The 25,278-nt window shown below is 50.3% G+C and carries 17 protein-coding genes; 13 read left to right on the forward strand and 4 right to left on the reverse strand.

Annotated features, from left to right (window positions below; all coding sequences use genetic code 11):
- The first annotated feature begins 7 nt into the window (after positions 1–7).
- Positions 8–889, forward strand: a complete 882-nt coding sequence (locus tag NFR28_RS02840) for an SDR family NAD(P)-dependent oxidoreductase (RefSeq protein WP_251178315.1) — start codon at positions 8–10, stop codon at positions 887–889.
- A 328-nt stretch (positions 890–1,217) separates the two neighbouring features.
- Positions 1,218–2,897 carry an LCP family protein gene (locus tag NFR28_RS02845; protein WP_251178316.1) on the forward strand — a complete coding sequence of 560 codons (1,680 nt, stop codon included), beginning with the start codon at positions 1,218–1,220 and terminating at the stop codon, positions 2,895–2,897.
- Between the two features lie 618 nt (positions 2,898–3,515).
- Here the strand turns inward: NFR28_RS02845 and galE are convergent.
- Entirely contained in the window at positions 3,516–4,652 is a 1,137-nt protein-coding gene (gene galE, locus NFR28_RS02850) for a UDP-glucose 4-epimerase GalE (RefSeq protein ID WP_251178317.1), read from the reverse strand.
- Between the two features lie 192 nt (positions 4,653–4,844).
- On the opposite strand from galE, the gene NFR28_RS02855 reads away from it, so the two are divergent.
- The gene (locus NFR28_RS02855; protein WP_251178318.1) at positions 4,845–6,263 is read left to right on the forward strand and encodes a phosphohexomutase domain-containing protein; all 1,419 of its coding nucleotides are present in this window, start codon (positions 4,845–4,847) and stop codon (positions 6,261–6,263) included.
- A gap of 71 nt (positions 6,264–6,334) precedes the next feature.
- On the opposite strand, the gene NFR28_RS02860 is transcribed toward NFR28_RS02855, so the two are convergent.
- Entirely contained in the window at positions 6,335–6,805 is a 471-nt protein-coding gene (locus NFR28_RS02860; protein ID WP_251178319.1) for a hypothetical protein, read from the reverse strand.
- Between the two features lie 66 nt (positions 6,806–6,871).
- On the opposite strand from NFR28_RS02860, the gene NFR28_RS02865 reads away from it, so the two are divergent.
- The 9 genes from NFR28_RS02865 (at position 6,872) to clpB (ending at position 16,819) form a co-directional block, all read left to right on the forward strand.
- Complete coding sequence (locus NFR28_RS02865) at positions 6,872–7,126, forward strand: dynein gamma chain protein (protein WP_120361172.1); 255 nt, start codon at positions 6,872–6,874, stop codon at positions 7,124–7,126.
- A 53-nt stretch (positions 7,127–7,179) separates the two neighbouring features.
- Complete coding sequence (gene nikR, locus NFR28_RS02870; RefSeq protein WP_251178320.1) at positions 7,180–7,608, forward strand: nickel-responsive transcriptional regulator NikR; 429 nt, start codon at positions 7,180–7,182, stop codon at positions 7,606–7,608.
- Between the two features lie 99 nt (positions 7,609–7,707).
- The gene (gene hypE, locus NFR28_RS02875) at positions 7,708–8,730 is read left to right on the forward strand and encodes a hydrogenase expression/formation protein HypE (protein WP_251178321.1); all 1,023 of its coding nucleotides are present in this window, start codon (positions 7,708–7,710) and stop codon (positions 8,728–8,730) included.
- A 204-nt stretch (positions 8,731–8,934) separates the two neighbouring features.
- On the forward strand, positions 8,935–9,123 hold the full coding sequence (locus NFR28_RS02880) for a 4Fe-4S binding protein (protein ID WP_120361131.1): 189 nt from the start codon (positions 8,935–8,937) through the stop codon (positions 9,121–9,123).
- A 906-nt stretch (positions 9,124–10,029) separates the two neighbouring features.
- Complete coding sequence (dnaK, locus tag NFR28_RS02885; RefSeq protein ID WP_251178322.1) at positions 10,030–11,934, forward strand: molecular chaperone DnaK; 1,905 nt, start codon at positions 10,030–10,032, stop codon at positions 11,932–11,934.
- A gap of 5 nt (positions 11,935–11,939) precedes the next feature.
- The gene (locus tag NFR28_RS02890) at positions 11,940–12,641 is read left to right on the forward strand and encodes a nucleotide exchange factor GrpE (protein ID WP_251178323.1); all 702 of its coding nucleotides are present in this window, start codon (positions 11,940–11,942) and stop codon (positions 12,639–12,641) included.
- Between the two features lie 86 nt (positions 12,642–12,727).
- Entirely contained in the window at positions 12,728–13,663 is a 936-nt protein-coding gene (locus NFR28_RS02895; RefSeq protein ID WP_251178324.1) for a DnaJ C-terminal domain-containing protein, read from the forward strand.
- On the forward strand, positions 13,660–14,055 hold the full coding sequence (locus NFR28_RS02900; protein ID WP_251178325.1) for a heat shock protein transcriptional repressor HspR: 396 nt from the start codon (positions 13,660–13,662) through the stop codon (positions 14,053–14,055). The genes NFR28_RS02895 and NFR28_RS02900 overlap by 4 nt, the downstream gene beginning before the upstream one ends.
- 22 nt (positions 14,056–14,077) lie before the next feature.
- The gene (clpB, locus tag NFR28_RS02905) at positions 14,078–16,819 is read left to right on the forward strand and encodes an ATP-dependent chaperone ClpB (protein WP_251178326.1); all 2,742 of its coding nucleotides are present in this window, start codon (positions 14,078–14,080) and stop codon (positions 16,817–16,819) included.
- Between the two features lie 108 nt (positions 16,820–16,927).
- On the opposite strand, the gene NFR28_RS02910 is transcribed toward clpB, so the two are convergent.
- Both NFR28_RS02910 and NFR28_RS02915 read right to left on the reverse strand, forming a co-directional pair.
- Positions 16,928–21,805, reverse strand: coding sequence for a hypothetical protein (locus NFR28_RS02910; RefSeq protein ID WP_251178327.1), 4,878 nt, complete (start codon positions 21,803–21,805; stop codon positions 16,928–16,930).
- A gap of 223 nt (positions 21,806–22,028) precedes the next feature.
- Entirely contained in the window at positions 22,029–23,702 is a 1,674-nt protein-coding gene (locus NFR28_RS02915; protein WP_251178328.1) for an FAD-dependent oxidoreductase, read from the reverse strand.
- 152 nt (positions 23,703–23,854) lie between these two features.
- Between NFR28_RS02915 and NFR28_RS02920 the strand changes: the two genes are divergently transcribed.
- Positions 23,855–25,267, forward strand: coding sequence for a helix-turn-helix transcriptional regulator (locus NFR28_RS02920; RefSeq protein ID WP_251178329.1), 1,413 nt, complete (start codon positions 23,855–23,857; stop codon positions 25,265–25,267).
- Positions 25,268–25,278 lie beyond the last annotated feature (11 nt).

Below are 25,278 nucleotides of genomic sequence, written 5' to 3' on the forward strand. Positions count from 1 at the left end.
GAGCAACATGAAAACCACCGAGCAATCCTCATCAGCGGCTCCTTCGCCGACATTGCCAGACATGACGTCTTCGCCATCAATTAATGGTGATCCTGCTTATGACAAGCAGTGTCTCCCGTCGAAGCGCATCGGCCTTATTACGGGAGCTTCTTCAGGTATTGGGAAAGAGTTTGCTCTGCAAATTGACCAGATGCAGGTTGTTGATGAGTTGTGGTTATGCGCGCGTACCACGGCGGCACTTGAGGCGCTGGCGGCTGACTTGGACACGCCGGTTCGTGTTGTGCGAGCTGATCTGACCGACCGTGATGACTTAGACGCGATCCGCGATTTGCTTGCCAGCGAGAATCCGAATGTGAAATACCTTGTCAACGCTGCAGGATTTGGAAAGTTTGGGGATTGGCAAACTATCTCAGATGCAGATGTTGACGCCATGATTGACCTTAATTGCAAAGCGCTTGTCAGCATGACAAGAATGTGTTTGCCCTACATGAGTCGGGGCGGTCACCTTATTCAAGTGGCTTCTGCGGCTGCGTTTGCCCCTTTGCCACACCTTAACGTGTATGCAGCCAGCAAGGCTTTTGTGCTGCACTATTCACGTGCGCTCCGTTTTGAGTTGCACGGTCGTGGTATTGCGCTCACGGCGCTTTGTCCGACCTGGGTGAAGACGAATTTCGAGCAGGTGGCGCGTCAATCTGGTGGCGCGCAAGATGTTGGCCATTTACTTGGCGAACAAAGTGCCAAAAGCGTGGTCCGTGCGGCACTTTTTGGAAACAAGATGCATGCGGCAGTAGTTTGTGCTTCGCCGCAGTCGTTTTTGCTGCGTCTTGTTGGCAAGGTTGTGCCCAACTGCATCACAATGGCGGGTTGGGACGTGCTTCGCCATATTTAGCACCGTTAAAGGCAAAATAACGCTGACGACCGATCGTAAATATGTAAAAAAATTGGCTCAAAATACGCCAAATGCTTGGCGAAAAAACGTGTTTCACCTGCGCATATGTATGCAGTGTAGTCCAAGCGTGCCCATTTTATGGTGAAGGGCCATCGGTGGTACAATATCCTCCATATGTTGTCATTTTGTTGTGCGCATTACACAATAGGTTGCGTTGACGGCAAAAGGCATCACCGATACGTATTGAAACTATGGCTTGCAGCCCTTAAGGTGGGAGTTTATAAGGGCTTGATACAGTGGGAGTTCGGCAAGCCTTTGAGGAGAATATATGGCTTCACATAAGGGCGCACATGTTACGCCTACTAATGAGCAGTCAACCATCGGCGGCTACAAACCGGTCTATACCCCCGGACAACAGGGTTCAGCCGCAAATAATGCTTACAGTAGCCAAACTAATGGCGGCGCTTCGCGCTATTCGCGCAACAATCCAGCATATGCAGCTCGCAAAATGCCGCGCGGTAAAAAAATTGCTATAGGAGTTGTATCTGCGCTGGTTGTCGTACTTATTTGTGCAGGCTCAGCTTTTGCTTTCCGGTATAACAATGTTGTGCGTCAGCTCAACGAAGGCGACAAAACGCAAAAGGAGCTTACCGCGCTTGATAACGAGCTCAAGCCTGTAGTAAATGACGACTTTAACGAACCATTTTATATGCTTCTGATTGGCTCTGACCGTCGAGCTGAAGATGGTGAGACAACAGGTTTTCGCTCTGACACAAACATTTTGGTTCGTGTCGATGCTACGCAAAACCTCATAACGATGGTGTCAATCCCGCGCGATACCAAGATTGATTTCTCGTATACCGATAAAGAAACGGGCGAAACTCGTGAATATGGCATCAATAAGTTCAACGCAGCTTATACATTTGAGCAGGCGCCTGGAACTATTAGTGCCACGCGCGAGTTGCTTGATCTTGATGAGCTGGGCATTGATATTTCTTACTATGCCGAAGTGAATTTCCAGGAGCTTGTTTCGTTGGTCAACGCGGTCGACGGTGTGTATATCACGCCTGAGGTGACTATTGATGACCCCGACGCTGATGGCACTTCTGCTAATCCGGACTGGCCACGCCGTATTTTTGAAGAGGGCCAGGAATACCATATGTATGGTGACGATGCCCTGGCTTTCGCTCGCTCGCGTGCTTTTGCTGACGGCGACTTTACAAGAACGCAGAATCAGCGCCAGCTCATTATGGCCATTGTGCAACGCGTACTTGAGCTACCCGTTACGCAGATGCCCGGCGTGATTGAAGCGGCTTCTGAATGTGTAACCACAAATATGACGCCTGAAGAAATCTTGAAGCTTGCAGAGAAATTCAAGGCCACTGCTGAAGAGCGCGAAAAGAAGGGCGAAGATGGCATTACGGTGTACTCAGCAATGCTTCCTTCTTGGACGGGCATGGAAAATGGCGTCTCATACGTGTATAACGATGAGGAAAAAACCAAGGAAGTAATGGATATTATGCTCAAGGGTGAAGACCCGAGTGGTATTGTTTCCGATGGTGCGCCTGCTGATACACAGATTGATCCTGTTCCAGCAGGCACTGATACATGGGGAGGAAACGAGCAGTATACTCCTCAGACACCGCCTGAGCCCCAGTATGATCCAGTTCCCAACAATTATGAGTCGCAGTCAGACCCAACTCCTTCGTATGAAGGGAGCGATAATCCATTAGGTGAAAATCCAGCGGGCACCGGATCTCCGGGATATACAGAACCTACTGATACTAATCCCAATCCCAATCCTAATCCTAACCCTAACCCTAACCCGGAGGACGGTACTAGTTCAGGTCAAGCAGGCACTTCTGGCACCACTCCTGAACCTGGAACGAACAGTGCTGGAGATACCCCCAATACCGATGGTAATACGGTTACGGCGACACCGAACGAAAACGCTGAGTCCAATTCATCGCCACAAGGCATAGAAACTTCATCTGCAGTAAAAGCGTAACAAGATAACATCTCTGCTGGTGCACGCTTTCGTCTGTGCGACCATATGACCACCCAGCTGCAACCTATATTGCGTTTGGTTGGCGTGCTCGCCGCGGCACCCGCCGCCCGCGCCGCCTGCGACCGCGCCGTCCGCCTGCGCCCGCACCCGCGCTACCCACGCCGAGGTTCTCCCTGCTCAGGTGCCTGGCGGAGTGGGCAGCGAAGAGCTCGGACCCTCTCGTGATAAAATTTGCAATAAAACACCAAACTTTGGCAGGAAAAGTGCCCGATTAGGCGGATTGGGTCTCAAAATGGCTGGAAAAGTCGCCGATTAGGTGGGTCATCCTCCAAAAACCGCCTAATCGGGCACATTTCCTGCCACACTTCGCCAAAAACTGCCAAAAATAAGTTCAGCTGTGCAATATAAAAGTTGCACAGCTGAAAAATAAAACCTTCTGAACAGGGAAAACTAAAAAAACGTGCAATTCGCGTGCCTCCCGGCCTGCGTCCCGCCTCGCATCCCGACTAAGGTTGCGCCTAGCTGGGCTATCCGGCTCGCAATTCGCGTACCTCCTGGCCTGCGTCCCCGCCTCGCGCCCTGTCCCGCATTCGCGGTCGGGTAAACCGCTCGAGGCGTTTAGGCCGTGGCGTACCCATCAGGGTTTTGCGACTGCCAGCGCCAGCTATCTTCGCACATTCTCTCCAGGTCGTATTCTGCAACCCAGCCCAACTCTTCGCGCGCTTTATCGCAGGCAGCGTAGTTTTCGGCTACGTCACCAGCACGACGCGGTTTGATTTGATAGGGGATCGGATGACCACATGCACGCTCAAACGCTTTAATAACGTCAAGCACGCTTGAGCCCGTTCCAGTGCCCAAGTTGAAAATGCCCACGCCGTGGCGCTGACCATCAGCATCCGGCGCTCCAGCTACTGATCCTAGGCCGAGTGCTTCTCCCGTTCCAACACGACCAGCCATCCAGTCAAGGGCAGCCGCATGACCGCGCGCCAAATCAACTACGTGAATGTAGTCGCGAACGCCCGTGCCATCAGGGGTTGGGTAGTCGTCGCCAAACACGCCAACTTGTTCAAGCTTGCCCACGGCAACTTGTGCAACATAGGGCAGTAGGTTATTGGGAATGCCTTTAGGATCTTCGCCAATAAGGCCGCTTTCATGCGCGCCGATCGGGTTAAAGTAGCGAAGTAGTACGATGTTCCACTCGTTGTCGCCCACGTAAAGGTCGCTCAAGATTTGCTCAAGCATACTTTTGGTCCATCCATAAGGATTGGTGGCATCGTGCTTGGGGCAGCTTTCCGTGATGGGAATAAACTCGGGCTCTCCATAGACGGTTGCGCTTGAAGAAAAAACGATGTTTTTGACACCATGATCACGCGCAACATCGCACAAAACAAGCGTGCCGGCAATATTGTTCCAGTAGTATTCGAGGGGCTTTTGCACGCTTTCGCCAACAGCCTTATAGCCAGCGAAGTGGATCATCGCGTCAACATCATGCGCGCTAAAGATCTGGTCCAGCGCATCGCGATCCAAAATGGAGGCCTCATAAAAAACCAGCTGTGGGTCATCTGCATCAATGCCGGCGATTGTGCGAATGCGATCAACGGCCACTGGACTTGAGTTGCTCAGATCATCCACAATTACGACGTTGTAGCCACCTTTGAGCAGCTCGACCACCGTATGGCTGCCAATGAAGCCAGCTCCTCCTGTAACAAGAATGGTGGTTTGCTGTGGTGATTTCGCCAGCGTTGTATGCGCCATAGTTGTATCCTTTCGTGCGCTAACGGTATGCGTCAAGGATAGCACGGTTCGCCTGAGATGCTGTTGGACGTATGATTTCTCCAGATACGGGGTATGCAGCCGTCTGATTTGCAACTTGGTGATGCTATGATAATCAGACGCAAGTAAGACGCAGTGAGTGCGCAACATAAGATGCAAGCGAAAGGATTTCTGGTGGCAGACATTCATTTTGGTACCGATGGATGGCGCGCAATAATTGGCGAAGAATTCACCGATGATAATTTAGTGCGTGTAATTGATGCTTCGGCACGTGTGTTTAAAGAAGATGCTGTGGCGGCAGGACGTTCGCTGGATAATCCTGGAACGCTCATTATTGGACATGACTGCAGGCAAGACGCGCACGCCTATGCCCAGTTGGCCGCTGAAGTTGCGGCAACGCATGGCTTTGATGTAAAGCTTTCGCAAGACTACTGCCCAACTCCCACCTTGTGCTGGTCGGTAGCGCAAGACCCTGAGGCTGTGGGGGGCATTATGCTCACCAGCTCGCACAATCCTGCAGAGTATCTCGGTGTGAAGCTGAGGTTGGCAGACGGTGGCGCTGCAGGTAAAGACCTTACTGATCGTGTTGAAGCAGTATTGGCTGAAACGCCGCTTCCTACTGATGCACGTGGCGTATATGCAGAAGTTGATCTCATGACGCCGTATTTGGATACCCTTAAAGCGCGCGTTGATGCAGATGCTATTGCTAATGCCCACCTGCGTGTTGTAGTGGATCCGCTGTATGGTGCGGGTCGCGGCTATCTGGCGGGACTTTTGCGTGATCTTGGCGTTGAGGTGTGCGAAATCAACAATGCGGCCGATCCAACGTTTGACGGGCTGCATCCTGAGCCAATCGCGCCATGGGTTAATCGTTGCATGGAGAAAGTGGTGGAGCTTGGTTTTGACGCCGGCTTTATCAATGACGGCGATGCTGACCGCATTGGTGCGGTGGACGAGCACGGCAACTTTGTTAACCCGCATCGCATTATTACGCTGGTGACCTCGCATCTGGCTGAGGATAAGGGTTTGAGCGGTCGCGTGGTTTCAACGGTGACTGCCTCGGCTATGTTGCAGCGCATGTGCGATAGATTGGGTCTTGAGCTGACTTCTACGCCTGTTGGCTTCAAGTGGATTTATGCTGAAATGGAAAAAGGCGACGTCATGTTAGGTGGCGAAGAGTCCGGCGGCATTGGTATCCCTGATCACGTAATGGAGCGCGACGGTCTGCTTATGGCGCTGCTTTTGTGCGAGACTATGGCAGAGCGTCATATGACGCTTGGGCAGCTGGTAGATGATATGTTTAGCAAAGTTGGAAGCATGGAGTTTGAGCGCCGTGGCCTTTCAATTACCGATGAGCAGATGGAGAATTTCCGCGCTCATGTGCTGACTGAATATGCCCCCGAAGAGGTTGCTGGCAAGCGAGTTGTTGCAATTGATAGGCGCGATGGCGTGAAACTGTGCTTGGAGGGGGATGCATGGCTGATGCTGCGTCCTTCTGGCACTGAGCCGCTTGTGCGTATTTATGCTGAAGCAGAAACCACTGATGAGGTTCAGGCTTTGCTTGCTTGTGGTGAGGCGGCGGTGTTGGCTTAAGCTATGCACGCCAAGCAAAATGTTGCTTGTGAGCGCATGTCGCATGCAGGCGGCCCCGGCGCAACGTGTGTCTATACCGTGTGACGTGGCAGTGATTTGAGAAGTGCCCAGGCAACTTGCTTGTCTTGGGCACTTTTGAGTTGCTCCTCAAATGACTTGAGTACCACAACGCTACGACCCATAATGCGCGATGTTGAGTTAGGTGCAAGTCCTACTTGGTAGGCATCGCCAAGCATCTGTGCAGATGTGGCATCAGTGGTAACGATACAAAAAGGGTCAAGTCCTTCAACAAGTAATTTGAGAGCGGCGGCGTCAAGTTGAGTGTCATGGGCACCCTCTATCTGGGCAAAGGTACAAGCAGCACAGCCGTATCCAAACGATTTTGCGGATGAGTTCAAAGCGTCACGTGCTGCAGGGTCAAGCAAACTTGAGCTTATAACCAAGAAAATCCCGCAACGTTCGCCGCTGAGATGCTCCCCAAAAAGAGACCAAGTAGAAACAAGCGTTGCTTCGCACATGTTACCATTTGCAGAAATATTCACACTCACCCTTGCGATTGAAGTTGTTTCGCCGTATAACCATCATAATAGCAACAAAGGAGGCGCACGATGTGCACAAACGGAATCAACACTGGACAGTTCGAGCAGATGATAGATCAAATTGATGACCACATTAAGCTGGAGCGCCGCTGGACACATACGCTCGGACATATGGCAGATGATGCGGGTTATCCCACAACATGTGCAAAATTGCACGCAGCTCAGGCGCTTTTAGATGATGTGCGCGCGCTACTTGATGAGGCGAAAGATTCGCTGGAAGATGACGCAAATGCGGCATCGCAAATCAGCGTTAACCTGGTATAACGTGTCGACGTTGGCGAATTTGTGCTGTAGGGTGTTAAGAAAAGAAGTTCACTATGACCAATGATCTCATGCGTTTTTCTGTAGCCATGCCCGAAGAGTTGCTTGTGCGTTTTGATCGGCTGGTTGCGCGTCGAGGGTTGGCAAAAAATCGCAGTGAGGTTGTGCGCGATTTGGTGCGTGATGCGTTGATTGAGGACGAGTGCGCGCTTCCGGGCGTTGAAGTGATGGGAACCCTTACAATCGTGTTTGATCATCATGCCTCTGACTTGCAGGAAAAGCTGCATACAATCCAGCACGATTACGTGGATAACATTGTATCGTCCATGCATGTGCATGTTGATGCTCATCAGTGCCTTGAGGTGATTGTGCTTCGCGGTGAAGCAGGACTTGTGCATGATATTGCCAACTTGATTTTGGGCACCAAGGGCGTGCAGAATGGCAGGCTTGTGGTGACTACCGCTGGCGAAGGCGCGCTGCATTAGGCGCACTTCGCACCCTGCAGCCCGCACCCCACACTCCAAGCGCGGCTTGAACCCCGCAACCTACGCGCACCTTACTTTCCCACTTGCAAGGAGAACGATATGGATACAACCGTAATGCTTGGCCACGGCAGTGGCGGGCTTATGATGAAACGCATCATTGACGAGGTCTTTTACGACGCCTATGGCAGCGACATCTTACTGCAAGGAGACGATGCAGCTGTGCTTGCTGCTCCCAATCCTGGAGAGCGCCTGGCCTTTTCCACCGATAGTTTTGTTGTCACGCCTCACTTTTTCCCTGGAGGTGACATCGGGCGCCTCGCAGTGTGTGGAACCGTCAATGATGTGGCCACCAGCGGCGCTGTACCGAAATACATAAGCTGTGGCATGATCTTGGAAGAGGGTTTTCCGGTTGAAGACCTTCGCCGAATTTGCGCATCTATGGCAGAAGCTGCAAAAGAGGCGGGTGTGATTATTGCTACGGGTGACACGAAAGTTGTCAATCGTGGTCATGGTGACGGCATCTATATCAATACTTCAGGCGTTGGTACGCTTGCGCCAGGTATTACTCTGGGCGGCGCAGAATGCAAGCCGGGCGACAAAGTGCTGGTCACAGGTAGTTTGGGTGACCATGGCATCACAATAATGAGCTGTAGAGAGTCGCTGTCTTTCTCCACCGACCTGCAAAGCGACGCCGCACCGCTCAACCATCTCATTGCCCATGTGCTTTCCGTAGCGCCACATACGCGCTGTTTTCGTGATCCTACGCGTGGTGGTCTTGCTTCGACCCTGAATGAGTTGGCGGCGCAATCGCAGACTGACATTTTTGTTGATGAGGCTGCTATTCCCGTTAAACCAGCGGTGCGTGGTGCATGTGAAATGCTTGGTTATGATGTGTTGCAGGTGGCCAACGAAGGCAAGATGGTGTGCGTTGTTGCCGCCGATGAAGCCGAGGCTGCGCTTGAGGCAATGCGCTCGCAAACATATGGCGAAGATGCTGCCATCATTGGTGAAGTGGCGCAGCTTAATCCCGAACGAGGTCCTAAAGTGTTTTTGCGTACTGCATTTGGCACCGCTCGCATCTTAGATATGCTGGTAGGTGAGCAGCTTCCGCGCATTTGCTAGGGTTGTGTATTATTTCGTAACCAGTCTCACCCGGAAATTACCGCATCTTGAAAAATCTCATTTTTGCCTTGAAATCTAGTAAAAGTCGGGTATCTTACGGGCATGTGGTTTTGAAGCTTTGGAGTGAAGCATACTAAACGCTAAAGTTGCATGAAGCGATGAGTGCTGAAGCTCTTAAGGTTCTAAAATGAGAAGGAGATTACCATGTCCCATCCGGTTATTGAGGCTGATGAGTGCATTGGTTGTGGCATCTGCGTTGATGCATGCCCCCAAGAGGTGCTCGAAGTAGTTGGCGGCGTTGCTGACGTTGTTAACGAAGAAAATTGCATTGCATGTGGCGATTGCGTAGAAGAGTGCCCGATGGGTGCTATTCCTGAGGTAGTTGAAGACTAACTCTGAGCTAATTGCAAGCAATTAACCCCCGTGGTTTCTAACCACGGGGGTTTCTTTTTGCCCTTGTGGATGTATTGTTCCTTTGAGGCTCTCCTGATAAAACTTTCTATAAAACACCAAACTTTGGCAGGAAAAGTGCCCGATTAGGCGGATTGGGCCTCAAAATGGCTGGAAAAGTCGCCGATTAGGTGGGTCGTCCTCCAAAAACCGCCTAATCGGGCACATTCCCTGCCACACTTTGCCAAAAACTGCCATATTTTAGTTCAGCTCTGTAATAAAAACCATTCGCCACTTAGGCAAAATTACCCATAATTCCAGGTCAGTGCCGAATAGTTGCTTATGTCCCTGTCACGCTGCATGCTGCGCCACTCACTACAAGTCAACTACGGCTTCTATCGTCGCTAGCTTGCGCGTTACAAGACTGCATAAGTCAGGTTAGCTCACAATTCCTACACATGGTTTAGGGAAAAAGCTGACAGTTAGGACAGAGGTTGGTTTTGAATCGCCGTCCTGGAAACAGGCTTGTGACCAGCACGTAACGGTTGGCGGTTTCGTGAGACGTAGGGTTTCAAGGTGTTTATAGTAGTGATGTTAAAGAAACATATAAATAAGTTTTGTAAGAAACTTGACAGTGATAGACTTAGATTATATAGTGTCAAACATCATAAAATACTTGTACCTATGATACTTACGTGTTTTGTTTCGTCTGTTCTCTGCACTGCGGGCAGTCGAAATGCATCGAACAGAGCCGAAGCAACATACGTATCTATATCGAGTGTTGAAGCTGCGTAGCCTAAAAACCTCGTTGAGAGCCGAGTGAATCTCACGAGGGTGACGCAAGCGGAAGCACTCAGCACTACCAAGCACAAACTAACGAGAAAGAATGCAACGAAAGGAAGCAAAACTATGAGCAAGATTCTCGGTATTGACCTGGGCACTACGAACTCAGCCATGGCAGTCATGGAGGGTTCAGAGCCTGAAATCTTGGTGAATGCAGAAGGAGATCGTACAACCCCGTCCGTTGAGGGCTTCCGTAAAGACGGCGAACGTGTTGTTGGTAAATCTGCAAAGAACCAAGCTGTTACCAATCCTGAAAATACCGTTTCATCAGTGAAGCGTTTTATTGGCCGTTCTTTTGACGAGACGCCAGAAGAGCAAAAGACGGTAAGCTACAAAGTACAAAAGGGCAAGGATGGTCGTGCTGTTGTAGACATTAACGGCAAGGACTACACGCCTGAAGAGATTTCTGCAATGGTTCTTCAGAAGCTCAAGAGTGACGCAGAGAAGGTCTTGGGTTCTCCTGTTACTCAAGCAGTTATTACTGTTCCTGCATACTTCAATGACGCTCAGCGTCAGGCAACCAAAGACGCTGGCAAGATTGCAGGTCTTGAAGTGCTCCGTATCATCAACGAGCCTACGGCTGCAGCACTGGCATATGGTCTTGATAAGACTAACAAAGATGAGAAGATTCTCGTATTTGACCTGGGCGGCGGCACGTTTGACGTTTCAATCCTTGAATTAGGTGACGGTGTCTTTGAGGTAGCTTCAACCGCTGGTGACAACCACCTCGGTGGTGACGATTGGGATCAGCGCATCATTGATTGGCTTGCAGACAAATTCAAGGCTGACAATGGCATTGATCTGCGCCAAGACAAAATGGCTCTACAGCGCTTGAAGGAAGCAGCTGAAAAAGCAAAGATGGAACTGAGCTCTACGACGCAGGCAAACATCAACCTGCCCTTCATTACCGCTGATGCATCTGGTCCTAAGCACTTGGATTACACGCTTACTCGCACCGAGTTTGAGCGCATCACCAAGGACCTGCTGGATCGCTGCAAGAAGCCTGTTGAGCAAGCACTCGCAGACGCTGGTCTGAAGTCAGGCGACATTGACGAGGTTATTCTTGTTGGTGGTTCAACGCGTATGCCAGCCGTACAAGAGCTTGTTAAGAAGCTCACGGGTAAAGATCCGAACATGTCAGTAAATCCTGACGAGGTTGTAGCTATGGGCGCAGCTGTTCAGGGCGGCGTTTTGGCTGGTGACGTTGAAGGCATCTTGTTGCTTGACGTAACGCCTCTGTCCTTGGGTGTTGAGACCATGGGCGGCGTTATGACCAAGATGATTGAGCGCAACACGACAATCCCGACACGCAAAACTGAGATTTACTCAACCGCATCTGACAACCAGACCTCAGTAGAGGTTCATGTCCTGCAAGGCGAACGCCAGATGGCTTCTGACAATAAGACACTTGGCAAGTTCCAGTTGACCGGCATCCCGGCTGCTCGTCGTGGTGTTCCGCAAATTGAGGTTACGTTTGACATTGACGCTAACGGCATCGTAAACGTTTCTGCTAAGGATTTGGGCACTGGCAAGCAGCAGCAGATCACCATTTCTGGTTCTACTGCTCTGAACGATGATGAAGTTGAGCGCATGGTAAAAGATGCTGAGCAGCATGCTGAGGAAGATCAGCGTCGTCGCGAAGAAGCAGAGATCCGCAACACGGCCGATGCTTTGGTAAACGCTACCGAGCAGACGCTGTCTGAAGTTGGCGACAAAGCTCCGTCAGACGTTAAGAGCGCAGCTGAGGAAGCCATTGCTGAGGCAAAGACCGCGCTGGCTGGCACCGATCTTGAGGCCATTAAGCAGGCAACCGAGAAGATGCAACAAGCAGGTTACAAACTGGCTGAAGTTGTTTACAGCACCGAAGGTCCCAACGCTGCATCAGAAGCTGCTGCAGCTGAGACCACGCCTGCTGATGACACCATTGAGGCAGACTACGAAGTAGTAGACGACGAAAACGAAGGGAAGTAAAAGCCATGGTTGAGCAAGGCACGCCAAATGCGGCGCGCGGCACCCAGGCCGATGACTTGAAGGCTGCTGCAGCGGACGTTTCAGATGTTGAGACAGTTGCCGCTGAAGCCGCTGAAACCCTGACTGATGCGTCGCAAAACCTTGATGACATCTCGGTTGACGAAGTAGTTGTTGAAGGTACGCCCGGTGTTGAAACTGCTTCAGTTGCAGAAGATCTCTACAACGAAGCAAAGAAGCAAGTGGAAGAGTGGCAAGGCAAGTATATGCGTCTGCATGCCGAATGGGATACCTATCGCAGACGCACCAATGAGCAGCGCGAAATTGAAAAGGCGCGCGCCACCGAAAAGCTTGTAACTGATCTTTTGCCGGTGATTGATGACTTTGAGCGAACCATTGGCTATGCAACAGACAATGGTGAAACGGGTCTTTTAGACGGCGTGAAGGCAGTGCACGCAAAGTTTGTAAGCGTGCTGCAGAAAGACGGAGTTGAGGTAATTGATCCGGTAGGTCAACCTTTCGACTCACTTGAAGCACAAGCCGTAGCAACGGTGCCCGATTCAAATGAATTTGATGAGACCGTTCATGAGGTCTATCAAAAGGGTTACAAGATGGGAACGAAAGTTCTCAGACCTGCAATGGTTACCGTGACAACCGGCGGTCCAAAGCGGGAGAAAACACCTGATGAGGGCGGCGAAAGTACAGAATAGTGTACGCGGTGAAGGCGGGCTTTCAAAGCCCGCCTTCATACGCTCAAACAACGCATAACAACTGTGAAGGAGGTAGAGCAGAGATTATGGCAGCTACCCCTGATTACTACAAAACACTTGGAGTCCCTCGCACGGCAACTCAAGCTGAGATCAAAAAGGCATTTCGTAAATTAGCCCGCACGCATCATCCTGATGCGGGTGGCGATGAGGCTAAGTTCAAGGAAATCAATGAAGCCTACGAAGTCCTTTCTGACGAAAAAAAGCGCGAACTCTATGACCAGTATGGCACTGCTAACGAAAACCAAATTCCCCATGGGTGGGGCGGCGGTTCGGCCGTCAACGTAGAAGACATTTTTGGCGGCGGTTTCGGTGGCGGTAGCTGGGCAGATATTCTTGAGAGTATTCGCCATGGCGAAGGAGCCTTTGGATCAAACTGGGACTTCGGTGGTGGTTATCAGCCACGACCCCGTAAAGGTCAAGATATGAACGTCACGCTTAACGTGTCGTTTGATGAAGCATTCAACGGTGCCGAGAAAAAGGTAACCGTACGTGTTCCTGGCAGGTCAGAATCTGAAACGCTGACGGTCAAGATCCCTGCTGGTGCAGTGGATGGTGGACGTCTTCGCTTTAAGGGTAAAGGTGCCCCGGGTGAAAATGGCGGCGCAGATGGTGACTTGCTTATTACAACGAAGATTGAGGCCAACGATCTGTATTCGCGCAAAGGTGCAGATGTCCTCATGACCGTTCCGCTCAATATCGCGGAGGCAGCGCTTGGTGCAAGCGTGGTGGTACCTACGCCCGATGGAAAAAAGGCGCGCGTCAAAGTTCCAGCTGGAACGCAAGACGACACCGTATTGACCGTACGCGGCAAAGGTGCCCCGAAAGTGAAGGGTGACGGCAATGGAGATCTCAAGATCACCATTAAAGTTATTATCCCGAAGGATATGAACGAAGACCAAACAAAAGCCATGGAAGACTTCCTGGCTGCAAGTACTGAATCGGTAAGGAGCTGGGAAGCATGAGCGGCAACCGAACCGACCGCAACCGACCGTTGTACATGATTAGTGTGGCCGCTGAGCTGACTGGTGTGCATCCGCAGACGCTTCGTACCTACGAGCAAAAAGGTCTTGTTACACCGCAGCGTACCAGCGGAAATACCAGGATGTATTCGCAGGCTGATATTGAGCGGCTTGAATTGATTAACGAACTTACCGGCGAAGGCATTAACTTGGCTGGCGTCATTCGCATCTTAGATTTGCAAGGTAGGCTTGATGAGCGCGATGCAGAACTCGACGATCTGCATAAACGCGTTCGCCGTCTTGCGGATAGGGTGCATGAACTTGAGACGCGTGAAAGCGTTAACGCCTTGGTTCGCGTGGCGGACATGCCAAGCTCCCTTCGCCGCTTGAAATAGGAAATGAAAAGGAGGGTACGCCATGAATATGGGCAACCTCAGCAAATTGGCGCTTGGGGCGCAAGAAGCATTGCAGCAGACGCTTGTTATTGCGTCTGAGAATGAATCGTCCCAGGCTGAGCCAATTCATATGCTTAAGGCGCTTTTGGCTTCGCAAGAAAATAATTTGTCGGCCATTATTAAGCGCATCGGGGCAGATTTGTTCCAGCTCAACGCTAATGTTGATGCTGAAATTGCAAGTATGCCAAAAATTAGTGGCGCGGGTGCTATGAGTGGTATTCCGTCGCAGGCACTTATGGGTGTCATTGATAAAGCGGTTAAAATTGCAGATCGCTTGGGAGATAGCTATGCCACAACCGAGCACTTGCTCATTGCACTTTCTGAGGGCAAAGACTCGGCTGCAAAGATTTTGAGTGCTGCAAATGTGAATCGCAAAAATATCGAAGCTGCTTATGAGGAGCTGCGCGGTGAGACGCGTGTGACAGACCCGAACAACAAGACGCAGTTTGAAGCGCTTGAGCAGTACGGTCAAAATCTGACGCTTAAAGCGCGTGAAGGCAAACTAGATCCTGTTATTGGTCGTTCGGAAGAGATTCGCCGTACTATTCAGGTGCTGTCTCGCCGTACGAAGAACAACCCGGTGCTCATAGGTGAGCCAGGCGTTGGCAAAACAGCAATTATTGAGGGCTTGGCACAACGTATTGTTGCAGGTGACGTGCCATCTTCGCTGCGTGATAAAGAGATTATCGCGCTTGATTTGTCCTCTATGGTTGCCGGCGCTAAGTATCGCGGCGAATTTGAAGACAGGCTTAAGGCTGTTATTCGCGAAGTAAAAGATTCTGACGGACGCGTCATTTTGTTTATTGATGAGTTGCATACCATCGTTGGTGCAGGTTCAACTGGTGACAGTTCTATGGATGCAGGCAACATGCTCAAACCAGCACTGTCTCGTGGTGAGTTGCATGTTATTGGCGCAACAACGCTAGATGAGTACCGCAAGTACATTGAGAAAGACGCTGCTCTTGAGCGACGCTTCCAGCCGGTTATGGTGACCGAGCCGACCGTTGAAGATACTATTGCAATTTTGCGTGGCTTGAAAGAGAAATACGAGATCCACCATGGCGTTCGTATTACCGACTCCGCTATTGTGGCGTCAGCTGAGCTCTCAAACCGCTACATCACCGATCGTTTCTTACCCGACAAGGCAATTGACTTGATGGACGAAGCAGCATCTCGTTTGCGCATTGAGATTGATTCAATGCCTGAAGAGGTGGATGCGGCTGAGCGTAAACTCACACAAATGCAAATTGAAGAGGAAGCACTCAAGAAGGAAAATGATGAGGTTTCCAAAGAACGTCTTGAAGGCCTTCGCAAGGAAATAGCAACAGCTAAAGAGTCGCTTGATAAGCGTAAAGCTGAATGGCGCAATGAAAAAGATGCCATTGAGTATGTGCAAAACCTCAAGGCTGATTTGGAAGGCGCGCAGCTTGAAGAGGAGCGCGCAACCCGTGAGGGAGACCTGGTAAAAGCTTCTGAGATTCGTTATGCGCGAATTCCTGAGTTGCAGCAAAAGCTGGAGCAGGCTGAGCATGACTTGAATGTTCGCCAGCAAGATGGCGCAATTCTGAAAGAGGAAGTTTCAGAAGACGAAATAGCCGAGGTTGTATCAACTTGGACGGGCATCCCGATTCAAAAGATGATGCGCGGCGAGATGGAAAAGCTCATTGACCTGGAGAAGGTTTTGCATGAGCGCGTTATCGGTCAAGATGAGGCAGTTAGCTCGGTGGCAGGCGCTATTCGTCGTAATCGTGCTGGTTTGTCTGATCCAGATAAGCCAATTGGTTCGTTCTTATTCTTAGGACCTACAGGCGTTGGCAAGACCGAGCTTGCAAAAGCGCTGGCAGAGTACTTGTTTGACTCTGAGCGTGCTATGGTGCGTATTGATATGTCAGAGTACATGGAGAAGTTCAGCGTACAGAGGCTTATTGGTGCGCCTCCAGGATATGTGGGTTATGACGAAGGCGGTCAGCTGACCGAGGCGGTTCGTCGCAAGCCTTATAGTGTGATCTTGCTTGATGAGATTGAGAAGGCGCATCCTGATGTCTTCAATATCTTGTTGCAGGTTTTAGATGATGGCCGTTTGACTGATGGTCAGGGTCGTGTGGTGAGCTTCAAGAACGCCATTATTATCATGACCAGTAACGTTGGATCGCAGTTTATTCGCGAGCGCGCAGCTCACGAGCGCGAAACCATGGGCGATATGCTTGAGGACGTTGTGAACATGACTCCCGAAGAGGGAGCAAAGAAGCTGGCGGAATTCACCAATGCAATTCAAGATGCATTGCGCGCAACGTTTAAGCCAGAGTTTTTGAACCGTATTGATGATATTGTGACGTTCAACGAGCTCTCTATTGCAAATATGGAGCCTATCGTTGAGTTGCAACTGAACGACGTACGCGAGCGCTTGGCTACGCGTCGCGTGACGCTTGATGTGTCGCCGGCAGCTATGGAGCATTTGGCCATTGATGGCTATGACCCGGTGTATGGCGCTCGTCCGTTGAAGCGTTTGATTCAGCGTGAGGTAGTTGATCGTATTGCACAGCTCGTTATTGAGGGTAAGCTGTTTGATCGCAGCCACGTACTCATTGACATCAACGCTGATGGCGATTATGAATGCAAGGTTGAAGAGGCGCTTGATCTGGGAAATCTAGATGAGTTGAACTTGGAAGACCTCAATGATATGGGATTGGATGAGGACGAGTAGTTTGCAATCCGCTTTATAAACCTGACGCGTAGATAATACGCAACACAAAAAAGGTGCAGCCCTGAGAGCTGCACCTTTTATTGTAAAGAGTTGCTTTAAAGCCTTTTGCTAGCTCAAACGACGGCGTGCGCGGAGAAGGAGCGCTCCTGCACCCAAGGCGGCAAGTCCAAGACCGCCTGCAAGCGAGAAGAGCGGATCTCCCGTCTTGGCAAGGCGAAGTTTTTTGATGGTTCGTGAATCATCAATGTCTGCTCCGCGATTTGCGCCGCCCGTAGCATCATCTCCTGAGGTGCCCGTATTGGCGCCACCTGTGTTGTTGTCTGAGCCATCGGGATCATGGTTAGCAGCATTATCGGCAGGTAAAACGCCACCGTTTTCGTCGGTACCAGGCGCATAGGCAGTTCCACTTGTAACGCTTTGATGCGCTTCATCTTTCTCGTATGCCGTCCAACCTTGTTCAGGGGTAAACGGGTCACCAACAGTAGGATGCTCTGCTTCAGGATCCCATGTTGACGGCAGCACGCCAACACCAACGACAACGTTGCCGATATTGGCATCAAGGGCTTCTTCGGTAACAAGAGCATCAAAGACAAGCACTACCTTCTGCGTGCCGATGACTTCTCCTACAACTACTGAAAGGATGCGTGTGTCCACATCATAGGCATCGTCTTTGACGGGCACCGTTGATCCATCAGGAAGCGTGAGCTTGATGGTGTTGCTTAATGGTTCCAATCCTACAGGGATGTTGTCGCGAATAACGGCATCCATCCACGCGGTTCCCAAATGGGTGTTTTCAAGCTCAATGGTATAGCGAATAGTGTCGCCAACGCGCGTGGTTCCATCATTACGTGTGATATTAGCGGCAGTCTTGGTGAGCGTAATGTCACCATCGGCAGGATCGTCACCAATGATACGCGGAATGTCGGTGGGATCGGTAATGAGGATGGGCTCATCAGTGGGCGGTGTCACAGGTTTGCCTGGATCAACCTCTTTCAGTTCAAAGTCCGGATCGGTTGACGGAATAGTACCGTGGATTTCGCCAGCATTTTCTGGAGTGGTTCCAACCGCATCAGGACCAATTGTGGTATCGAATTCCAGAATAATCTCTTCGCCACCCCACAGGTCTCCACCGCCAACAGAAATGGTGCGCGTTGTGGGATCATAGGCGCTATCGGGCACCGGGATTACGCGTCCATCAGGTGTAGTGATCTTGATGGTTCCGGGCACCGGCTCAATGCCAGTGGGGAGGGGGTTGGTCACGGTAACGCCACCAACGCAGCTTTCCGGGTCACCGATATTTTTGGCGGTGATTGTGGTGTGCAAGATGTCGCCCACGTGTGTGAGTGGAGCATCGGGGTTGGTGGTGTTTTCTACGGTAATTTCAACAACAAGTTCTTCAGCTGCTGGATCTTTTGGCACAACATGATGGCTGCCTTCGGGATACACGGGATCGGTGGTGACCGGGTCAACGGGAACTTGTGGACCGTCAGGATCTTCGGGGTTATCACGCGTGCCTTCGGCTTGAGCAACATTACCCAGGTCTGCAAGCTCAAGATCACGACCCGTAATACCATCTTTGACTGTGCACTCAAAGGTAAGTTCCGCAGTTGCTTCGCCATAGACTGCACCAGCAGGTGCTGCAAGTGTGCGCTTACCATTTGCTGCTTCATCACTTAAGGTGTATTGACCAACCACGGGATCTGCTTCGGCCTTCTCAAGCTTACCGGTAAAGTCATCGGCCGGATTTGAAAGCTTCACGCTTGTTTCATCAAGCACAAGTGCTGCGGGGAGCTCGTCGGTAATGACTACGCCGTTAAGGGCGGAGCCAGCTGCTGCATTTGAAGCAGAAATGGTATAGCTAATGCGATCTCCTGGCTGAGTGGGACCTTGAGGATGCGTGAGGTTTTTCGCCTGCTTGGTGATGCTTGGCTTTGGAGCAATGCCAGGGTCAGCCTTGACGATCACCTTGTATTCAAAGGTGGTAGAAACATATGCACCGTTGGGTTCTTGCTTGATGGTAAGAGTTGTCTTGCCAACTGCCTCAGGGTCAACGTAGATAGTGATGTCGCCATTTTCATCGCGAATAGGATTGCCGTCTTCGTCTACTACCATGGTAGCTTCAATAATACGACCATCGGCAGTGGTCACCGTGATGGGTCCTGATGAGGGCGTGTGCAACTTGAGCTCAAGACGATTGGGGTTGGGAGCATCGGGATCATGCTTGGCGTAGGTTGCCGTAATAATGCCTTTGATAAGCTTGCCATCAGCACCGTCGCTTGTTGCCGGATTTGACGTAATGCTGTCTGTGTCATTGGGGCTTTCCATATCAACGGAAGCCTTAGGATCAATGGGTTCAATGGCTACTACCGCGTTTTTGGCATCAGGGTCTTCAGCTGGGTTTACGCTTGCAAGATAGTTGCCTACCATGGTGGTGTCATTTACTGCTGGCGGCAGGAATTGCACGGACACTTCGTGTTTGCCGTCAGTGGTGGCATCTGGCACCAAGAAGTCTTTCTCGGCAGGAATAAAGACATAATCAAAGCTGGTGTAAGAGCCTTTGCCGTTTGGCACAACGTGAGCATTAATCAGAGGTGAGCTGGCGGCAATGATGGAGCCATCTTCAGCTTTGTCGCCTTCAAACACCATCTTTACCGGTTCGCCAACAGGTTTTTTATCAACATAAAGTTGAATATAGCCACGTGGAGCCTGACAGGTTTCAGCGGTTTTATTGCCAGCCGGATCAAGCTCTGCAGCTTTGATTGTTGCGTGAACTGTGAGTTGCTCGTGTGCGGGCTCGTGGATACTACCATCTTGGCCGTCGTCCCAGCTTGCTTCCACTAAGTCAATAGCTGAATCAATTGGTAAGATCTCGCACCAACCAGTTGCACGGTGTCCCCAATAGCTGTTTGCGAAGTCAGCGTAGAGAGGGTCTTTTGAAGCGGAGTATTGCGTTGAGATCATCGTGAATTGCATGATACCAACGTCGGCGGGCATGCTGGTGAGCGGGCTGCCATCTGCGCCTGATGCAACTTCGGCACCAATAGGCTCGCCGTTTTCTTTGCTGGTGTATCGCTGATATTTAAAAGTAAGTGAATCCGGATCGGAGATTACCTTGGGAATCTCTTCTTTTGTGGTGATCCAGTTTTCCTTCTTGCTCAAATCATAGGAAGCAAGAGGGGTTCCATCGTAGTATTTTTTGAGCGAGTTGGTATAGGCATCAGGAAGAGGGAAGTCAATATAGCGCTTGAGTGTTGTTCCTTGACCAGGGTTAGCGAAGAGGGGGTTAACCTGCTGCACCTTATTGTTTTCGTCAAGGTATGAAAGCGTAACAGAGATTTGCTGTGCGGTTGCTTCAGCGGGAAGCCACAAATATAGTTTGCCATCAGTAAATTGCGCGGGAGCACCGTATTCGTAGGCAACATTGCCAACGGTGAGCTTCCAGTCAATGATGGGGTTGTCACCTTTGGTGATAGGATTACCACTTTCGTCTTTTTTGATTACTTCGGCACCAAGGTCAATTGCAATCATTGATACGGCAGGGTTATTTGTGAGTGAGGTGTCAACGGGATATACGCCAAAAGCGGAGTTATAGCTATCAGCACCGTTAATGAACGCTTGGAACAGTTCATCGCTTCGACCTTCAACTTTGCCAATGCGGACTGATCCGCCAATTACGCATACCGCACCGTCTTGAGCGCCGATGCCCATAGAAACACAATCAAATCGTGGATTGCCACCTTTTGCCTCAGCTTTTGAGGTGTCAGGAAGTATAGTGCCACCTGCAATAACAATGATGTGATCTTTGTTCCATGAACAGCAGCCTTGTCCGATGGCATTACCATGTGCGTCGCCATGAGGAACGATGTAGCCACCATTGACATAGATGTTACCTGCCCATGTTTTACTTTCAGCAACTACGGCGTCTGGGCTACCTTTTGCTGAGTTCACTAAGCCGTTATCAAACGTATCTTGGAATTGATACGCGTAGCTTTCATTACTTTGCGTGTTATGCGCCCAAGCGCCACCGCCAATGGATGCGCCGTGGTAGCTTGCCCATGTTTCAATTGAGCCACCGTTGAAGTACATATTTCCGCCGCAACCAGCGCTTCCGCCACCAATAGCAGCGCCACGGCCATTGGTTCCGTCTCCTGCACCACGGGCGGTCACGGCAAGTTGACCGCCATTGAAATACATATCACCGGTGGTCTCAAATTCAACACTGCCAATGCCGGACACATTTCTGGAGCCCGTGACCGTCAGTGAGCCTGGGTTTGTACTTTCAAGGAGCGACAAGCGATCATCACCCGGTGTTGTGCCTGCGGTGTAGGTTTTGCCGTCGTTGGCAACAAAGGAGACTCCAGCAGGAATTGTGCCAGGATAGTTTTCTGGATCCATCACAATTTCGTTGCCAGCGGTATCTTGGTTAGGGATGTCGTCGTCAATGATAAGGATGGTGCCTTCACCACAATGGATGCCCGGAGAGCGCTGTCCGTCAGTGGCATCAAGCACATTTTTGGAGCCAGCCGCCAAGGTGATGCGGAGGCTGGTTTTGGGCTCGATGGTTGCGCCGCTCTCGTCGCGATTGCGTTCAATGTGGCAGGGGATATCAGAGTTGATATTGATGTTATTGAACGTAAGGTTAGCTTGTACGCCCGGGTTAACCCAGATCGTTGCATTCGACGTTTTGTCTGCGGGGGTTGAAAGTGTGAGCGGCGTAGAGCTTAAGATGACCAGCTTCTTGAGATTGTTAGTCACGGTTTTGGCGCCATTACGCGAAGTGCGCACGTAAGCAACATCCTCAAACTTATAATCAACACCTTCGGTGCCACCAGTAACAGTTAGGTTTAAGCTTGTTGCGTCGGATTGTGTGCTTTCGACGGTGCGATCTTCTGATGCCAGCGCTACGTTAGGTAGCATCAGACCACATGCAAGCACAACTGCAAGGACGCATCTGAGTGTTTTATGCTTCGTTGGATGAGTTTTCATGGCTTTCTCCGTGGCTTGTGATGTGTTTCGTTTGAACGTTAGAGCGCACAACCCAAACGTGCACTCTAAAGCTGCATAAACAAATGGCAACGTCCGGCGAAAACCAAAACGTTGCCAAATTGACAATATTGTATGGAATTATCAGTGATTATTCAAGGGCAAATGCCGGCAAGCTAATTGCACTGATCTGCGATAATAACTGAAAACGATGAGCAAATTGCATCTACATAATAGTGTACATATCCTTGACGTCTTCCCAGGTAACAGGATTGCTGGGTTCAAGTTGGCCGGTTAGTGCGTGAAGAGCTGCAATTCGTCCTGATGTCATGCATGAACCACACGACATGCCGCTGAGATAGGTGCTCCAATCAACGCCACCGCAAAGGTTACCGGCGCCAAAACCTACTGCATATAAATCTGCGATGGGTTGGTTTTCGTCATCAATTACCTGATAGTTGCCGTCAACCGCAATACCGTTGCAGGTAGCAGTGAGGCGTACCCAGCGACGAATACCCCAGTACGGAGGAGTGTCAATGGGCTTGAGATATTTAACGTCTTTGCCGAAGTCATCGTCTGCGCCAGCTGCTACCAACTCGTTATAGCGCTCTACTGATTTCTTTAGAGCATCGGCTGGAATGTCCAAAACTTCAGCTAATTCATCCAGTGTATCGCAGAAATGAGTATCGATAAGGCTTGTATCAACGTTGAACGGCTTGTCTACGGCACCTGGAACCCAATTTAAAATTTTCTCATGGGTGATAGGTGAGCCACCCCAGCTTTTTACCTGGTCTTCGTAGTTGTCGTCGAAGATCTGACAGAACATGCCAGGATCGCCTTCTTTGTTGTGATCAAGTAATGTGCAAACCCAGCTTGCCATAGGAATCTCTTCATTCATGAAACGCTCGCCATTTACGTCGACTGCCAAGAAAGGTTCGCCATTCATACGACAGGAATCGTTGTCATGCATCTGCCTGCTGTGCCCAACGGGGCATATATGACCACCAGCGAGCGAGGCCAAAAGGATGCCGTCACCAGTTTTGTTTACTTGCTTTTTGGCAAAACGCACCAAATCGGGAGACCATTTCGCCAGCAGGCTTTCGTTGTTTTGGTAATCGCCTGTTGCCAAGATTACGCCTTTGGCAGCATTGAAGCGAATGTATCCGTCGGAGGTCTTACCGATAACTCCTGTTACGGCACCGTTGTCCACCACCAACTGAACTGCTGGCGTGCTGTAAAAAATATCGAGCCCGTTTGCTTCACCCCAGTTAGCAAGAGCAATGCAGAGATCTTGATTGTTTTGGGGTTTGTTGCCAAAGATGTTTGATGCAAGTGCAATAGGTTGATCGTCTAGATAGGTGCGAATAGAAAACTGCATGCTCGTTGCGGGAAAGCCCGCTTCGGCTCCCATCTTGGCCATCCAGAGGGCACATTCGCCAGAATGATCCATGAAAGTTTGTAAGAGGTCAGTGTTTACGCGATAGCTGCACTCTTTGCGGTAAGCCTGCATAAACCCAAGTTTGCCGCGCTCTGTGCTTTCAGAAAGCACAACGCCTGAAGACATGGCGCCCTGGGCGATAGCGGTAGTTTCTTTTTGCAAGAGCGCAACCGATGCACCTTCTTCTAGTGCAGTCAGCGCAGCGGGCATGCCAGAAGTGCCAGCGCCAACGACCACGATGTCGTAGTCATGCGTTTCGATGAAGTCGTCAATAGGCTCAATTACAACCGGAGATTGTTCAAAGTCTTCTGCGGTTAGACCGGGCGGAAATTCAGCTCCAGTTGTGCCAAGTTCAGCGTTTTTGGCATCAGGAGTAGTGGGTGAACAGCCGCCAAGTGCTAAGGCTGATGCAGCTCCAACTGCTCCAAGAGTTGCCGTCTTGAGAAAGTCGCGTCGTTTCATAATAGTCCTCCTTGTGTGTGAGTCATTTCCTCAAGGTTCATGACGGACTCATCATCTCTGACAACAAACTTTTTTGCCGCCCATGAAGGCAAGGTTTCCAACCACATAAAACATGGGTATTCACAAAAAGGCGTTTAGGGCATCATGAAGATATGAATAGAGCGCAGTTTACATACCTTATGCTTGGTACGGCATTTTTCTGGCCAGTTTTTCGCAAAGACGGCATTGGTCTGCTGTTTCACGAAAGCGCGTTTGGAACGTTGTATAGTGCACGACTTTTCTATTTGCTGTTTTTGATGCTGGTGCTGGTTTGCAGTCTTATGATTATTGTTAATCGGCTTCATATTGCAAAGCTTTTTGCAGCACACGTCTCTTTGGTATTTATCGTCTCGATTGTGGCATCGCTTGCGGCATATGTTATGACCAAAGCGGAGCTATTTGAGGCAGCGGATAAGGCGGTTATTGCTGTCTCGCTGGTTCTTTATGCAGCTTGGTTTGCGCTTGTCGTTCCTGCGTGGGGGTGCGTCATCGCGCGGACGCAACGAGGGAGCGCATTGCTTCCAGTCTTTCTAGGATTTTTGATTGCGTTGCCACTTTCAGCGCTCAGCCTTTTGCCATATCTTACATACATTGTTCCTGTTGCCGGGCCGGCAGTTTCGGGACTTTTCTGGATGTTGCTGCAGCTTAGCTATCATGAAGGCACATCGCTTCCTACAGATTTGTCGTTTCAAGATATACCAATGCGGCAAATTGGTTTTCTCACACTGTTTCTCCTTGCCGGGGGAGTAATTCGTGGATTTTTAAATAATGGCATCATTGGGGCTGTCCCTGTGCCAACAATGATCCCGACCCATATTGTTACGGCCATCACGGCAACAATCGTTATGGTCATGGTTCTTTCACGTGCGCATACTTTAGGTATGTACCGAAAGATTTGGGGATTCCTTGCACTTCTTTTGTTCGGTGGTCTATTTCTTGTTGCATTTTTGGGGCAGCAAAGTGCTTCGCTGAATTCTTTTGCGCGTACTCTCGTTATTGCAGGGCGTACGTGTTTTAGCCTCTTTCTTTGGGTGGTGCTATCGCAAACCGCAGCTCAACGGCGATTTGACCCTATCGTACTTTTCAGTCTGTTTTATGTGATTGGAGAAACCATTTCTTCGCTATTTAGCTATTTATTGGTCCCTGCGCTTGCTCAGTTTCTCAATGTTTCTTTGGCGAACCAACTGACGCTCTTTTCGCTCATCACAGCTTTTATGCTCATGGTTGCCTCGTTTTTGTTCCTCAATGGCGAAATGCCTGCAGAAGCAAAACCTTCCGAGACAACCCCGCTTGATCTGTGGCGCGAATTGGCTCCACAGTATGGTCTAACTGAACGCGAAACCGAAATTGCTGCACTGATTTCTCAGGGACATAGCCTAAAAAAGATTGCGGGTACGCTCTATTTATCTCCGAATACTGTGCAGAGTTACTCAAAGGCGCTCTATAAAAAGCTTGATGTACATAAAAAGCAAGATGTTATTGATCTCATTGCTGATTTCGAGCGCACGCGCACCGAGGCGCTTTAAATTCTACTGTT

The organism is Adlercreutzia agrestimuris (assembly GCF_943193125.1).
Classification (GTDB): domain Bacteria; phylum Actinomycetota; class Coriobacteriia; order Coriobacteriales; family Eggerthellaceae; genus Xiamenia; species Xiamenia agrestimuris.